Source organism: Bradyrhizobium sp. AZCC 1719 (assembly GCF_036924525.1).
GTDB lineage: Bacteria > Pseudomonadota > Alphaproteobacteria > Rhizobiales > Xanthobacteraceae > Bradyrhizobium.
On sequence record NZ_JAZHRU010000001.1, the window covers coordinates 3,601,729 to 3,615,877 of the forward strand.

The window sequence follows — 14,149 nt, forward strand, 5'->3', positions numbered from 1 at the left end:
TTATGGCCGATCGCGCGCGCAATAAGAACGGACTCGGCAAAGCCGTTACGTTCAACGTGATCACGCCGATGAATCGCTTCGGTACTTACGTTGTCCGACTGGCGCTTTGGATATTCGATCGCTGGAAATCAACTCAGAACACGGCCAAGGCGCTGGCGTTTTTGCCCTTCGTTCATTGGGTCGTGGTCAAGCGTGATTGCTTTCCGCGGGTCGACGACGGTCAGCCGGCGGAAAAGCTGAACTACGATTACTTGTTCTTTCTGAGCACGTTCAACGGCCCGTGGGGGCCTTACATCGAGGCCTTCGCCGACGTCCTCTATGTGCCGCTCGACATCGTATGGTTCTGGAGCATTCGCTATCCCATGGCGAGGCCCGTCGGGCCACTGAAGACGTACATTAGGCGCAATCAGGTCGAGTCGGATCACTCGTATAGCGCTTACCCTGGCGCTTCGGTACGCGACGTTCGCGCGGGCCTCGAAGTGCGCCGCGAACTCGATCAGTTTGCGAAAAATTCGTGCGACCTGGCGCCCGATAAATTTGAGACGGAGTTCAACCGCCTGCTCATGAGTGTGCAGAACAAGTTGGGTACGTTCGGTCCCATACCGGAAAAGTAATCCGATCGAGCGGAGTTCGCGTATGGCAAATCAAAACGGCGGAAAATACGGCTTTACGGGTCTGTTTCCAATCAAGCCTGGGAAAACAGCCGAGCTGCGCACATTTCTGCGTAAGCTGGACGAGAGCTTGAAATATCCGCGCGGTTCTCCCTTGAGCGAGGTGTCGATCGTCCACATGGCCCGCTTCGTTGTGATCGACAGACTTGCCTATCAGGGCACGCCGGCGAAGGTCGATGCACTCAAATCAGCCTATCTGCTGTTCGCCTGTGACTTCGATGGTTTCAGCATCGACGTTCTGATCCGTGCAATGGTCAAGTATATTCCGTGTGAATTAGAGGCCATTTGGCGGCACTGCCGTGGCTTTCCCGGCATCGAAAGCTGTGACGATCTCGCTGCGTATTTCGAGCAATGCCAGGTTACGACCAATTTGCTATTGGCCGACCGGCCCGACGCGAGCGTGAACGATATTCTGAAGGGACTGATGTATCGGCGCCGGCTGGTGAAGTTCATCAAGCACGTTCAGAAAGCGCAGCCAAGTCCGGCAGAACTCAAAGCCCGTTTCGAGAAGATGTGGCGAAGCCTGCAAGCGGTCAGGCCGAGCGCAGGGAAGTTGTAACGGCATAGCGATTGATAGTGGGGCCTGCGATGTTTGATTTCTCCAGTATTCAAGGCAATATTCTCCGCGGCTACGCCTCCTTTCAGCATGCACGTTTCATCTGCTTAGCGATTGGTGATGTGGGCGATGCCAGACGGTTGATGCAGAAACTGCTGGATGGGGGCCAAATTACTCCCGGCCAGTGGCAGGAAAAGCCGGACGCGACGCTCAATCTCGCCCTGACCTTCGAGGGACTGCGGGCCTTCGGCCTTCCGGAAGAAAGTCTCGCGACTTTTCCTGCTGAATTTCGCGAGGGCATGAAGGTTCGTGCAAAGGTGCTCGGCGATGTCGGCAAGAGTTCGCCGCAACATTGGGATGAGCCCTGGAAGACGAGCCGTGTGCATATTTTGGTGATGATCTATGGCAGGACGATGGATGCGCTTGAGGAGCGCTGCCGAACATTTAGGAAATTGCTGCCGGCTGGCATAACTGAGCTGGGTCCCGATCAAGCCGCCGAATCTTTCAGCAATGATGGCGGGAAGACGCGCCGTGAGCATTTTGGCTTCGCCGACGGGCTGAGCAATCCCGATGTCCAGGACGTACCGCGCGAGGCGGCGGCCAGCAAGGATATAGGCAATCCCGATCACAGCGGGCGATTTGGAAAAATTCCGTTGGGGGAGTTCATCCTCGGCTACCCCGGCGAAGGCGGCGATCTCGCGCCTATGCCGCTGCCGAACCTGCTTGCGCACAACGGGACATATATGGTGTTCCGCAAGCTCGCACAGAATGTGCTGGCGTTTCGAGACTACATCAGAGCGCAAGCAGAGTCGTTTTCTCGGACAATCCCCGGTGGTCTGCCGGATGGCGTAAGCGCGGAAGATTTTCTGGCGGCCAAGATGATGGGACGTTGGCAAGACGGATCTTCATTGATCGAGCATCCGCATAAGCCGGTCAAGTCTCTCGCCAATTCATTCGGCTATGCCGACGATCCGGCAGGCGCGCGGTGTCCACTGGGAGCACATGTGCGGCGCACTAATCCGCGCGACGCGCTCGGGTTCGGCGGCAAGACGATGAGCCGGCACCGTCTGATCCGGCGCGGCATTACCTACGGCAAGTTTCTTCCGGCCGGCGAGCGGGATAATGAAAGCCGCGGCATCATCTTCATCGCCTTCAATTCCGGCTTCGACCAGTTCGAGTTCGTGCAGCGGTTCTGGGTTAATTTTGGCGACGATTTCGAGCAGGGAAATGACACCGATCCGATTGTCGGCGTTGGCCGACGCGGCCAAATGGTGATCCCGGGTGATGAGGCCACGGGGCGGCGGCCATTTATCTGTTTCGACATTCCGCGCTTTGTCGAAACCAAAGGCGGCGATTATTTCTTCGTCCCGAGTCTCGCCGCGCTCAGGTTGCTGGCCTCCGGCAGGGTTCATGCGTCATGACCCGGTCCGGCACCCGTCGGCAGTTCGACGCTCGCGCGAGCGGGAAGCGGTTCATGGTGCGCCTCTTCGGAGATCAGCCGGTCAGCCTCGGCTTTCACGCGCTGCGCCGCTTGGCAGAATTCGGGCAGATGCTGCTGGCGATCGTGCGCCCGGCGCGAGCGGGCGACGCGCGGACATCGTCCGCGACGCCGGCGCGATATCGGCAGATTGTGAATGCGCTGGAGCTGCCGCCGGACCGGCCAATGCCGTTGCATGAGCTTGAGCGTGCCGTGCCTGGCGAGGCATCCATGATCCGGAGCATGGCGCGGATCGCCGCAGAAGCGGTGATTACCAACTACTGCGAGATGAAGGTCTCGGATTGCTCCGTCCCTGCGATGCGCGATCAGCATGCCAAAACGCATGGATGCGTGAAGGCGGAATTCATCGTTCGCGACGATCTTCCTGCCGAGTTTACGACGGATCTGTTTCGTCCGGGCGCCCGCTATCCGGCCATGGTCCGGTTTTCCAACGGCCGCGGCACGGCGGGCAGCGACCGGAGGATCGACGCGCGTGGCTTGTCCATCAAGCTTCACGAGGTCGGCAGAGATACTATTCTTCGCACGTTGGCGCCCGACAAGGCGCCCGCCGGCGAACATGATTTCGCGCTCAGCAGTTTTCCGATCTTCTTCTGTAAGAACGTGATCGACTATACGCTGTTGATGAACGCGGTGAGTGCACCACATGCAACCTGGCGCGAAAAACTCGGCAAGGGGCTGCGATGGCTCGAGTTCGTCGTCCGGTGTCCGCGCCAGTTTTACCTATTCGTGCGCACTGCGGTGGAGGGTCTGCTGACCATCCGCAATCCGCTGACTGCCACCTATCACAGCATGTCGCCGTTTTTGTTCGGCGAGCACAAGGTCGTGCGTTATTTGGTCGGCCCTCCCGGTCGCCAAAATGGCGGCGCCGGATGGAGAATGTTTGCGCTTTGGACCCGGTCGCAAAGCTTTCTCCAGGATGCGCTTGTGAGGGATCTGGATCCGCATACGCATCGACCCGGCGATCATGCCGTCGTGCTCGATTTCTCCATACGGATACGGCACGCCGCCACGCCGGATGACGTCGAGGATGCCTCGCGGTGGTGGACCCGCCCTCAAGACGAAGTCGTGCGATTGGCTAGGATTGTCATTCCCAAGCAGAGCTTTCTGGCGCAAGATCAGCTGTACGACTGCGAGCACATGGTGTTCAATCCCTGGAATTGCCTGCCCGAGCACAGGCCGCTCGGCAGCGTCAACCGGATGCGCCTCGCGGTCTATCTTGCCTCGCGGCAGGTGCGACGGAAACTGAACATGGTGGCGTCATGAGCAGCCAGTTGAGGCCCGATCGGTCGGACGGACTTCAGGTGCTGCGGGCGCCGCCGAATGCCGAGAACGAAGCTCTGCACGCCGAACGCCGGCAGCTTACCGTTGTATTTATCGACATCGTCGGATCGACGCCCCTCAGCGAGCGGATCGATCCCGAAGAGTTTTTCGCGGTCATCAGAACCTACCGCGATATCTGCGACGAGCAGATTCGCCGCTACGGCGGTCACATCGCCAGAATGATCGGTGACGGGTTGCTCGCATTTTTCGGCGTCCCGCAAGCCCATGAAAATGATCCCGAGCGCGCGGTCCGCGCCTCCCTGGCGGTCGCCGCAGCGATAAAGGAGCAGAAGTTTCTGCTGTCGGATGGCAGCTTCGTCCGCCTGGGCGTACGCATCGGGGTCAACACCGGGGTGGTCGTCGTCGGCAGCGTGCCCGGCGAGCCCCCCAATCGGCGGGAAGTGTTCGGCAGCTCGGCACATGTCGCTGCTCGCCTGCAAGGGCTCGCCGGTGAGAATGGTGTCGTGGTCGGTTCGAGCACTTACGAGCTGACCCGCGGAACGTTCAGCTACGCGCCGCTTGGCAGACGATCGCTCAAGGGCGTGGAGGAGCCGGTCGAAGCCTGGCGTGCAGATGCTCTAGCGTCCAGCGAAAGCCGGTTCGACAGGGCGCAGAGGTCGCCTCTTGCCCCGATGATAAACCGAACCAGCGAAAGCGCATTGCTTGCCGAGATGTGGCAGCAGACAATAGCGGGCTGGGGACAGGCCGGCGTCGTTTCCGGCGAGCCCGGCATCGGCAAGTCACGCCTGATCCGCCAGTTCCGCAGTTCCCTCGATGCATCTCCGCGTGATGTTCTGTCGCTGCAGTGCTCGCCGTTCCACGTCAACACGCCGCTTGCGCCTGAAATCGAGAGACTTACGCGCGCGGCCGGCATCCAGGAGGCCGACGATGCTGAACTCGCGTTGGCAAAATTGCGATCGCTTTTGGCAAGAGCCATCCCCGATGTCGAGCACGCACTTCGTTACTACGGAGCGATCCTGTCGATACCCGCCTGCTCAGGATACGAGCCCGCGGATCTCGGATCTCCCTTTGAGCGCGAGCGTACCCTTCAGGTGTTCATCGATGTTCTCATCGCAGCCTCGCGCAAGCGACCGATCCTCGCAATCGTCGAGGACGTCCAGTGGATTGATCCGACCAGTATCGAGCTGCTGGTACGCGTGATAGCTCACTGTTCCGGCGAGCGGATCATGATCCTGATCACGCATCGCGATGACTACCGGGCCGACTGGTTGTCGGGCGCGGCAGTTCGACGGATCGCTCTCCAAAAACTGCCGGTGCACGAATGCGAGCAGATGGTCGCCGCCATCGCAGGCAGCGATTTCGTTCCGCGCCGGATTACCAGCCAGATCGTGGAAAGAACTGATGGCGTACCACTCTTCGTCGAGGAGTTTACGCGGGCCGTCGTCGATTCCGGAGCGGTCCCGCGCGCTGCTGACGGCCCGGTCCTGAACGGGAAGTTGCCGGAACCTCTGGTGCCCGCAAGTATTCACGATTCACTGATGGAGCGTCTTGATCGTCTCGGTCCTGCCAAGCGCGTCGCGCAGATCGCTTCCGTCTTCGGAAGGAAATTCAATGATGAAGGCATTTCCAGCGTACTTCCAGGTAAAGGCCAAACGCTGAAACACGCGTTGCGGGCGCTGGAGAACGCCGGGATTGTGTATCGTATCGAGGAGCCTCAAGGCGCGGTCTTCACGTTCAAGCATGCGATGATACAGGAAGTCGCCTACGCGTCGCTGCTCAAAGAGGAAAGGCGCGAGCTTCATGCGCGAGTCGCATCGTGGTTGCTTCAGGAGGTAGCCATCGGAGAGAGCAGCCAGCCTGCCGTGCTCGGCTATCACTATGCGCGTGCTGGCAATATTCAGGAGGCAGTCGAGGCTTGGCTTCAAGCGGGCAAATCCGCGCTGCGCCGATCAGCCACCAAGGAGGCCGTGGCTCATCTTCGCGAAGGCCTCTCGCTCATACCCAAGCTGCCCGCTTCACCGCGGCGCTTCGAAGCTGAAATCGCCTTGCAATCCAACTTGGCGATGGCGTACACCGCCAACGCAGGGTGGTCAGATCCGAACGTCTATGGCCCCTACAGTCGCGCACTCAAACTTTGCGCGAACCATGGCACCATCCGCGAGAAGGCGACGGTGCTGTGGGGAAGTACCATAGCAAAGCTAGTCAACTGCGAGCTCACCAAGGGCCTCGAACACGCGCAGGATTTCGTCCGCCGGGCCGAGGAATGGCGCGATGACGAGGCTGCCCTCATGGCGTACGCCGCTGCCGTGATCGCCAATTTCTTTCTCGGCCGTCTGGAGCAAGCGAGCGAGCTCGCGGCGCTGATCGGCGCCCGCTACAATCGTCTTGAGCACGGCAAGCTGGTCCAATTCTATCAGCATGATCCAATGATCGTTTCGCTGGTCTATTCCGGACACATCGAATGGCTGTTGGGTCGGCCCGGCCGGGCCAGAGAGTGCTGTGAGACGGCGCGGCAGCTTGCGAATGAGATCGGGCATCCGTTCATGCTGGCATTTGCCTCGATTCTTGGCGTTTCCGATCACTGGTATGAGCGCGACCTTGCGGCCAACCTTGCCAGCGTCGAGCGCGGCATGAAAGTTGCTGATGAGTACGGCTATCCGATGTACCGGGTCATCGGTCCGTTGTGGGCAACCGCTGCGCTAGCGGAGCGTGGCCCTGCGCCGAAAGTGCTCGAACAACTGTGCGGGTTGCTAGGCAAGCTACCAGCCCGGTGCATTCAGATGCCGCTCTACCGAATTCTGCTCGCCGCTGAATTCGGACGAATCGGGCAGATAGAAAAGGCTCGAAGCTTCGCTGCTTCGGCCGAATCCCTGATGAAGCAAACCGGCGAACGCTGGGCTGCTCCCGAGATTTTTCGGATTCACGGCTCGCTGCTGTGTTGCGAACCCTTGCGAGACGACCGTGCGGCCATGCGCCTGTTCAAACGCTCGCTTACCTCTGCCAGAAAGCTCGGTGCGGTCGGTTGGGAATTGCGTACGGCGATCAGCATCGCACGTTTGATCTGCGCTGGCGAGAGCGCGTCGGGATGCGCAGAGGCACGAGACCTGCTGATATCGACCAAGGCGAAATTTGCCTCCGCGGAAACTTCCCGCGACCTGGGCGAGGCTGATGACCTGATAAGAGCGTTGGCCTAGCAAGGCGTGCGGCGACAAGCCGCTTGAGACATGCCGTCCTGGCAGCTTTAAGGGGTCCGAAAACGGCGAGCGACACCCTTCGCGCCGCTCGCAGTCTTTCCGACGGCCCGATCAGCGCACGGTGCGCTCGACGGCGATCGCGGTCGCTTCTCCGCCGCCGATGCAGAGCGCAGCGACACCGCGCTTTAGGTTCCGCGCTTCCAGCGCATGCAGCAGCGTCACGATCAGTCGCGCGCCGGTGGCGCCGATCGGGTGGCCGAGCGCGCAGGCGCCGCCATTGACGTTGAGCTTTTCGGCGGGAATGCCGAGATCCTTCTGCGCCGCCATCGCCACCACCGCGAACGCTTCGTTGATCTCGAACAGGTCGACGTCGGAGGCAGCCCAGCCGACCTTGTCGAGCAGCTTGCGGATTGCCGGGATCGGCGCGGTGGTGAACCATTGCGGCTCCTGGCTGTGGGTGGCGTGGCCCTTGATCTCGGCGAGCACCGGCAACCCGTCGCGATCGGCGAGCGAGCGCTTGGCCAGAATCAGTGCGGCGGCGCCATCGGCATTCGCGGAGGAGGCGGCCGGCGTAATGGTGCCGCCCGCGCGGAACGCGGGCTTCAATCCGGGAATCTTGGCGGGATCCACCTTGAGCGGATGCTCGTCATTGGCGACGACACGCGGACCCGCTTTCTCAGCCAATGTGATCGGCGCGATCTCGGCCCTGAACGCGCCGCCCTCGACCGCCTTGCGGGCGCGGGTCAAGGTCTCCATCGCGTAGGCGTCCTGGTCCTTGCGGGTGAACTGATAGGCCTCCGCGGTGGCCTCGCCGAAGTCGCCCATCGAGCGGCCGGTCTCGTAGGCATCTTCCAGCCCATCCATCATCATGTGATCGATGATCCGGTCATGCCCGGCGCGATAGCCGCCGCGCGCCTTGGCCAACAGATAGGGCGCGTTCGACATGCTCTCCATGCCGCCGGACAGCACGATCGAGGCCGAACCGGCATTGATGATATCGTGCGCCAGCATCGTCGCCTTCATGCCGGAGCCGCACACCTTGTTGACCGTGGTGGCGCCGGTGGCGTCAGGCAGACCCGCGCCGCGTGCTGCCTGGCGTGCCGGCGCCTGGCCCTGTCCGGCCGGCAGCACATTGCCCATGAACACCTCCTCGATCCGCTCCGGCGCGAGTTTCGCTCGTTCCAGCGCCGCGCCGATCACGTGAGCGCCGAGCCTGTGCGCGCTGAAGGGGGACAACTCGCCCATGAACCGGCCAAGCGGCGTGCGGGCGGCGGAAAGGATGACAACGGGATCGGGGCTCGCGGCCATTGCGGGTTCTCCTGTTCGATCGCTGTTATATGACGATAATCATATATTGCGGCATTGCAATAGGATGCCGCCGCTTTCCGCAACGAGGCGCTAGATCTGAGCGTTTTCCAGCGAAAGCCTGTCCCGGACTTGATCCGGGGTGGACACCGGTTCGCGTCAAGAAAACGCGTCAAAACAACGATCTAGAGCCGGTTCTGATTCAATCGGAACCGAAAAGGCTCTGGCCGCGAATTCCGGCAGGAGCGATGCAGGGAAACGAGGGGTGATCTCCCCAGCGCCCTATCTTTCGTTTCCCTATATCGTAAGGATTATCACCAATGATCCGTTATCTACTCCAACGCGCTCATTGTGGCAGCGACCGGTTCCCTGTTTCATTTCCGCGGGGGACGATGCAATCCACTCCGAAAACTGAACTTCGATGAGCGCCTATGATGCGCCCATGGCCCACATCCGAAGTCAGCCCGGGCGCCGTTTCTCTTTTGCTAGTGATTTCTTGTGTGCGGATCGCAGAAGCGCCGATCCAGGATGGCCCAATGGCAACCGGCGCAAATGCCGAAAATCAATGGCTAGTGAGATATGGATGACCTGACCGCTATGGGCGAATCCGGAGTAATCAATTCGACGGGACTGTCGAAGCAGACACGCGCCGCAGCGATCGCGACTTGGGTCCGGTTGCTCACGCCCAGCTTGCGCATGATTTCGCGGACATGGACTTTCACGGTTGTTTCGGTCATGCCGAGCTTGCGACCGATCACCTTGTTGGGATCGCCTTGGCAGAGGCAAGCGAGCACCGCGTACTGCCGCTCGGTAAATTCGGGCGCGTGCCGTGCGCCGTTTAGGCCATGGTCGCGCTGCACGCTTACCGCCTTACCGTCGAAGAGGGACCCTGGCTGGTCGTAAGGACCGTCCTCGGGCCCGAGAGGGGGCGCCTGCGTCTGTTGTTCAGGCTCCGGAAGCGCTTGCTCCTGGGATAGGTCCGGTTGTCTGTATTCGAGAGGCGCCGGCGGGCTGAAGGTCTGGCTGGCCAGGATGGCGGTCGCTGGAAAGTAGGTGCCACCATGGAGGACGAATGAAAGGGCGTGCAATGCAAGCTCGGGCGCCATGGAATTGCTGAAGTAACCCCGGGCTCCGCAACGGATCGCGGCGAGAACGGTGGCGGGATGTTCATCGTCGGAGATGATGGCGAGTGCCGCCTCCCGGCGAAGGGTATGCAACACCTGTATCTCGGTGAAGACCTCGTGGGGGGAGGGGGCGCCGACGCTGTAAATCAGCATCTGGCATTCGCTCCGCTCGATAAGTCTTGTATGCGCCTCATCGGGATCGAGCGAAATCAGCTCGACCTGTTCGTGGCTGGCCCAGGGACTTAAGAAGCTCTCCGCTCGAGCTCGTCGAAAGGCCATTGCGTCTACAATAAACACAGTCTTCTTTGGTGGGACTGACATAACGCGCCCCCAGAATGTAATACTGATGATATTGATGGACTCTTTCAGAACCGCACGTAGTCGCTATGAATTAGTTCACTCTGCATCTTAATTGTTCAAAAAAACTTTACCCTCGTTAGCGGGGGATGCCAAGGAGACCAAATGTGACCGGATGTCGTCAAAATCCGGTCATTAAAGTGTGCTTTTTCATTCCCCAATTGCAAAAAGCCGCACCGCGCAACCTTCGCTAATATATCTTTCGATACGTACGCCTGCCCTGACGAAGCAGGTACGATAGTATCGTTGTCGGCCTCGCACGGCACGGAACCAAACGATGTTTGTCAGCAAGCTGCCCCCAAAGCCGGATTTCGAAGTGCTGGCTGCCGCTGCTCCGGCTTCCGCAGATCGCCGCACATTCGTTCTCGCCCTGATGGGCAACCTGATCTGTAGCTGGTCGAATAACGAAAGTCTCTTCATCTACGTACTGATGATCCTGTTGCGGACGGACGAAGCGTCGGCTGCCGTCGTGTTCGCGACGCTGAATACGACTCGCGCGAGACTCGATCTGATCCAGCGGTTGGCCAAGATCAGAATAACCGACAAGGCGCTCGCCAAGAGTCTGACCGCACTTATCGAGCGCTTTTCGGAATCCACCAAGGTTCGAAATGAATTGAATCACTGCATGTTCATCTTCGATGCTTCGGGCGCCATTACCCATACCCAGTCGATGCGATTGGCGGAAACAAAGTCCAGCCTCAGGTTCGGAGAGATCAAGGCGCTGGACGAAAGCCGTCTACAAGAGATGGTGCGGACGACCCACGAAATGACGAAGATCAATCGCGATATCTGGGATCTCCTACCGCGCCTTGAAGCACATGTTCACGGCGTGAAGCCACAAAGCGTGCCGCGCGACGCGGCTTAAGCGGTCCGGCGACGCCGGGTGGTCATGTCTCGTCCCGCCGCTGTTCACTCCGGTATCCATTCGTTCTGAGCGCCAATCGTGCCGATGGTTGATATCGCAAGATACAGCCAGCGATCGAATGCGTGCATGTTGTTGTCGAAGATGTGGCGGCATTCTGACCGGGCTGGCATTCGCAATCACGCGGGTGTCGGCGGTCGGAAGAAACCGACGTTAAAGAGCACCGCCGCGCTTCGAAGACCGCAGACTTAGAAGATCAGCGTTCTCCGTTCCGCCCGCGATGCTCCAAACCAACAGGAGCACGTCATGTCTTTTTGGGATCCCAACGATCAGGACCAGAAGCAAGACCAGGACCAAGACCAGGACCAGAAGCAAGATCAGTTGCAGGCGCAGGCCAATCTCCAGGCTCAATTGCAGGGCCAGGGTCAAGGCCAGGGTCAGGGCCAGGGCCAATTCCAGGTCGCGGTACAGTCGCTTGAATCCAAGAGCGACAACGAGAACGATAACGACAATGACAACAAGAATGAGAACGAGAACTGGAGCGCCAACGGTAACCTGAACTTCAACGAGAACAAGAACGAGGTCGACAACGAGGTAGATAACGACCTCGACAACAAGGTCGACAATGACGTCGACAATAAGATTGACAACAACATCGAAAACAAGATCGAAAACACCGTCGAGAGCAAGGTGGATGTCGATGTCGATGTGGATGTCGATGTGGACACAAGCGGCCTGAGCACCCCGGTCATCGATCTGAACCACTTCACGGCGCACGATTCCATCGTCATGCCCGACGTGGTGAACCAGAAGATGGACGACGGCAACCAGTTCAACATCGATCAGGTCAATAACCTGGCCGATCAGGACGTCAACACCTCGAACGCCACCTACAACGGCGGCGGATCGTATTGCTATCCGGGCTCTGGTTTCGAAATGGATGCCAAGATCGAGGGCGGCACGTCCAGGATCGACGCCGGCGATATTGGAGCGCGTGCAGATGTTTCTTCCAGCGCCGATGCAGCTATCAACCAGTCTGCATTCGACCAGAACATCACGCAGGGTGCCAACATCCAGTTCAACAGCATTACCATCCAGGCTGCCGGTGTCGATCTGACCGACAGCGATACAGCTTAGTTCTCGCGTTCGACCCGCGCGGCGTTAGCCGCGCGGGTCATTTCTTTGCAAATCATTTCATTTCAGTCGCCGCAGTTGCCGACAAGAAACTGTGGGGCCGTCGTGCGACCCTGACGGTTCACGGCAACAGGGGAGGTTCCCATGGCCTCAGCGAGCTTCGTCGAAATCATTTCCCATTTCGCAGGATATCTCCGGATCTTCGAGGACATCGCCCGCGATCGCGTCCAGTACGATGAGACGCTCGCACCCGGTCCCTCCGGCGACTACACGACGCTGCGACCGAACTACCACCATCGCTACGCGCCTGAGGATATGGACAGCGCGGCCGGCCTGGTGCCGGAACTGATAGCCGACGATCCGATGGATCTGATCCGCGGCCGTCCGCTCAAGCTGCTCAAAGGTCCGCAGGACCCCGATTTCGATTTCTTTCCGACGCCGCTGAAACCGAACATCGTGCTCCCGTCAGCGGGCGGCGGTGGTGGCGGCGGAGGCGGCAGCGAGCTTAACATCAGGGTGAAGTACGAGGACGGCGGCGCGGAGATTCAGCTTACGGTCCACCAGTACAACTTCATGCACGACGAGGACTTCAATCTGCCGGCGGATTTCCTGGTTGCGGCCGAGCCCTTGATCATGAGCCTCAACAGCAATGCGATGGCCACCATCGAGCAGTTGGTGGCCAATGCCAACGCCGAGGTTCCCACCGATTGGCAGATGCCGCAGAACGATGCCGGCGTGACGGATTTCCTGAAAGCTCATGACGCCGCATGGGCAGACCGCGACGGCACGCCGGACGAGAATTCCGTGCCTGCCGGTTACTATGTCAACGGCGAACTGCAGGAACCGCCAACGGAGCCGAGGCCGCCGGCCGAGCTGAAGGAGTTGCCGGACACCGGCGACGGCATCGGGCAATGGGCGTCGATGGGCGGCAACTACAGCATCAACGCGGCGCTGCTACTCGATGTTGGCGAGGGCGCCCGCACCATGGTGGTGTTGGGGGACTACTTCAAGACCGATGCCATGTTCCAGACCAACACGACCATCGACAACGATCAGGTCAGCGTGTCGGGCGGGGAGGGCACGCCATCGGTGACCAGCGAAGGCAATGTCGCGACCAACATCGCCAATTTCGTCCAGAACCCCAGCATCTACGCCGACCTCCCGTCCTACTGGGCGGGGCCGAACTGGATCGTCGATGTGGTCGACGGCGACTACTATAGCGTCAATGCGGTGACCCAAACCAACTATCTCTCCGACAACGATGTGGCAACGCAGGTCAGCAGCGAAGGCCACTACAACCTCGTCGGTGGCCACAATCAGCTCGGCAATCTGGCTCAGATTTTTGATGGTGACATTCAATACGACCTGATCATCATCGAGGGCGCCTATCACGGCATGAACGTGATCTTTCAGAACAACATCTTGTTGAACAACGACAATATCGTGATGTCGGCCGATGGCGCCGATCCATCTCAATCGGTGAGCTCAGGTCACAACAAACTGTTGAACGAGGGAGCTATCGAGAATTATGGCGGCGACACCTTCGACGTACTGACCCCAGGGCTCCAGCAGATCCTGGATCTGCTGGCCGCCGGCGTAACGTCGATTGATCCTGAGCTGGGCAGTCTCATCGCCGGCAATGGCGGCCCTCTGCGCGTGCTCTACGTCAAGGGAGACTATTACGACATCAATGCGGTTTGGCAGACCAACATCACCTCCGACATCAACGTGCTGTATCAACTGCAAAACGAGCCGTCGGCCGATCTGATGGCGCTTGAAGCCGACGGGGGCGTAACGCAGTCGGCTACCACCGGCGGAAATGAACTCGCCAACGACGCTGCGATTGTCGATGTCAATCCCGACGTCATTTACGTCGACGGCCATATCTACACCGATTCCATTCTGGTGCAGGCCAACCTGCTGCCGGTGGATCAGGATGATGCGGTCAATGGCGATACCGATACCCTGGTGACTGAACTTATCGCGTTCGTCGACGACACCCAGGACCAGACAAACGCGAGCCCGGCTGTCGTTACCAATTCGGTGCAGGCAGATCCGATGGCGAGCGTGCTGCATTAGCGACAAGCAGGATGTTTTGATTATTGGAAGTAACGGAGTTTCCAAATGTGGGGTTGGGATGATCGTCCAGGCGGGAGTTGGCGCTTGA

The 14,149-nt window shown here is 59.6% G+C and carries 10 protein-coding genes; 8 read left to right on the plus strand and 2 right to left on the minus strand.

The window, feature by feature from the left end; genetic code table 11:
- Positions 1-2 precede the first annotated feature (2 nt).
- The 5 genes from V1292_RS16875 (at position 3) to V1292_RS16895 (ending at position 7,200) form a co-directional block, all read left to right on the plus strand.
- Positions 3-614, plus strand: coding sequence for a hypothetical protein (locus V1292_RS16875; RefSeq protein WP_334373850.1), 612 nt, complete (start codon positions 3-5; stop codon positions 612-614).
- A gap of 22 nt (positions 615-636) precedes the next feature.
- Positions 637-1,230 (plus strand): hypothetical protein, encoded by a 594-nt coding sequence (locus tag V1292_RS16880; protein WP_334373851.1) that lies wholly within the window; start codon positions 637-639, stop codon positions 1,228-1,230.
- A 29-nt stretch (positions 1,231-1,259) separates the two neighbouring features.
- On the plus strand, positions 1,260-2,648 hold the full coding sequence (locus V1292_RS16885) for a Dyp-type peroxidase (RefSeq protein WP_334373853.1): 1,389 nt from the start codon (positions 1,260-1,262) through the stop codon (positions 2,646-2,648).
- 128 nt (positions 2,649-2,776) lie between these two features.
- On the plus strand, positions 2,777-3,988 hold the full coding sequence (locus V1292_RS16890; protein WP_334373854.1) for a hypothetical protein: 1,212 nt from the start codon (positions 2,777-2,779) through the stop codon (positions 3,986-3,988).
- The gene (locus tag V1292_RS16895) at positions 3,985-7,200 is read left to right on the plus strand and encodes an ATP-binding protein (protein WP_334373855.1); all 3,216 of its coding nucleotides are present in this window, start codon (positions 3,985-3,987) and stop codon (positions 7,198-7,200) included. Before V1292_RS16890 ends, V1292_RS16895 begins: the two co-directional genes overlap by 4 nt.
- A gap of 111 nt (positions 7,201-7,311) precedes the next feature.
- On the opposite strand, the gene V1292_RS16900 is transcribed toward V1292_RS16895, so the two are convergent.
- Both V1292_RS16900 and V1292_RS16905 read right to left on the minus strand, forming a co-directional pair.
- Positions 7,312-8,508, minus strand: a complete 1,197-nt coding sequence (locus tag V1292_RS16900) for an acetyl-CoA C-acyltransferase (protein ID WP_334373857.1) — start codon at positions 8,506-8,508, stop codon at positions 7,312-7,314.
- A 566-nt stretch (positions 8,509-9,074) separates the two neighbouring features.
- Positions 9,075-9,908, minus strand: coding sequence for a response regulator transcription factor (locus V1292_RS16905; protein WP_334373858.1), 834 nt, complete (start codon positions 9,906-9,908; stop codon positions 9,075-9,077).
- A gap of 355 nt (positions 9,909-10,263) precedes the next feature.
- On the opposite strand from V1292_RS16905, the gene V1292_RS16910 reads away from it, so the two are divergent.
- The 3 genes from V1292_RS16910 (at position 10,264) to V1292_RS16920 (ending at position 14,061) form a co-directional block, all read left to right on the plus strand.
- The gene (locus V1292_RS16910) at positions 10,264-10,851 is read left to right on the plus strand and encodes a hypothetical protein (protein ID WP_334373859.1); all 588 of its coding nucleotides are present in this window, start codon (positions 10,264-10,266) and stop codon (positions 10,849-10,851) included.
- A gap of 303 nt (positions 10,852-11,154) precedes the next feature.
- Entirely contained in the window at positions 11,155-11,985 is an 831-nt protein-coding gene (locus V1292_RS16915) for a hypothetical protein (protein ID WP_334373860.1), read from the plus strand.
- A 141-nt stretch (positions 11,986-12,126) separates the two neighbouring features.
- Complete coding sequence (locus V1292_RS16920; protein ID WP_334373861.1) at positions 12,127-14,061, plus strand: hypothetical protein; 1,935 nt, start codon at positions 12,127-12,129, stop codon at positions 14,059-14,061.
- Positions 14,062-14,149: the final 88 nt, after the last annotated feature.

Excerpts from the sequence above, each read along its gene's own strand:
- V1292_RS16890 (WP_334373854.1), top strand. The coding sequence starts at position 2,777 with ATGCTGCTGGCGATCGTGCGCCCGGCGCGAGCGGGCGACGCGCGGACA.
- V1292_RS16905 (WP_334373858.1), bottom strand. The coding sequence starts at position 9,908 with ATGGCCTTTCGACGAGCTCGAGCGGAGAGCTTCTTAAGTCCCTGGGCC.
- V1292_RS16900 (WP_334373857.1), bottom strand. The coding sequence starts at position 8,508 with ATGGCCGCGAGCCCCGATCCCGTTGTCATCCTTTCCGCCGCCCGCACG.
- V1292_RS16885 (WP_334373853.1), top strand. The coding sequence starts at position 1,260 with ATGTTTGATTTCTCCAGTATTCAAGGCAATATTCTCCGCGGCTACGCC.
- V1292_RS16910 (WP_334373859.1), top strand. The coding sequence starts at position 10,264 with ATGTTTGTCAGCAAGCTGCCCCCAAAGCCGGATTTCGAAGTGCTGGCT.
- V1292_RS16920 (WP_334373861.1), top strand. The coding sequence starts at position 12,127 with ATGGCCTCAGCGAGCTTCGTCGAAATCATTTCCCATTTCGCAGGATAT.
- V1292_RS16915 (WP_334373860.1), top strand. The coding sequence starts at position 11,155 with ATGTCTTTTTGGGATCCCAACGATCAGGACCAGAAGCAAGACCAGGAC.
- V1292_RS16880 (WP_334373851.1), top strand. The coding sequence starts at position 637 with ATGGCAAATCAAAACGGCGGAAAATACGGCTTTACGGGTCTGTTTCCA.
- V1292_RS16895 (WP_334373855.1), top strand. The coding sequence starts at position 3,985 with ATGAGCAGCCAGTTGAGGCCCGATCGGTCGGACGGACTTCAGGTGCTG.
- V1292_RS16875 (WP_334373850.1), top strand. The coding sequence starts at position 3 with ATGGCCGATCGCGCGCGCAATAAGAACGGACTCGGCAAAGCCGTTACG.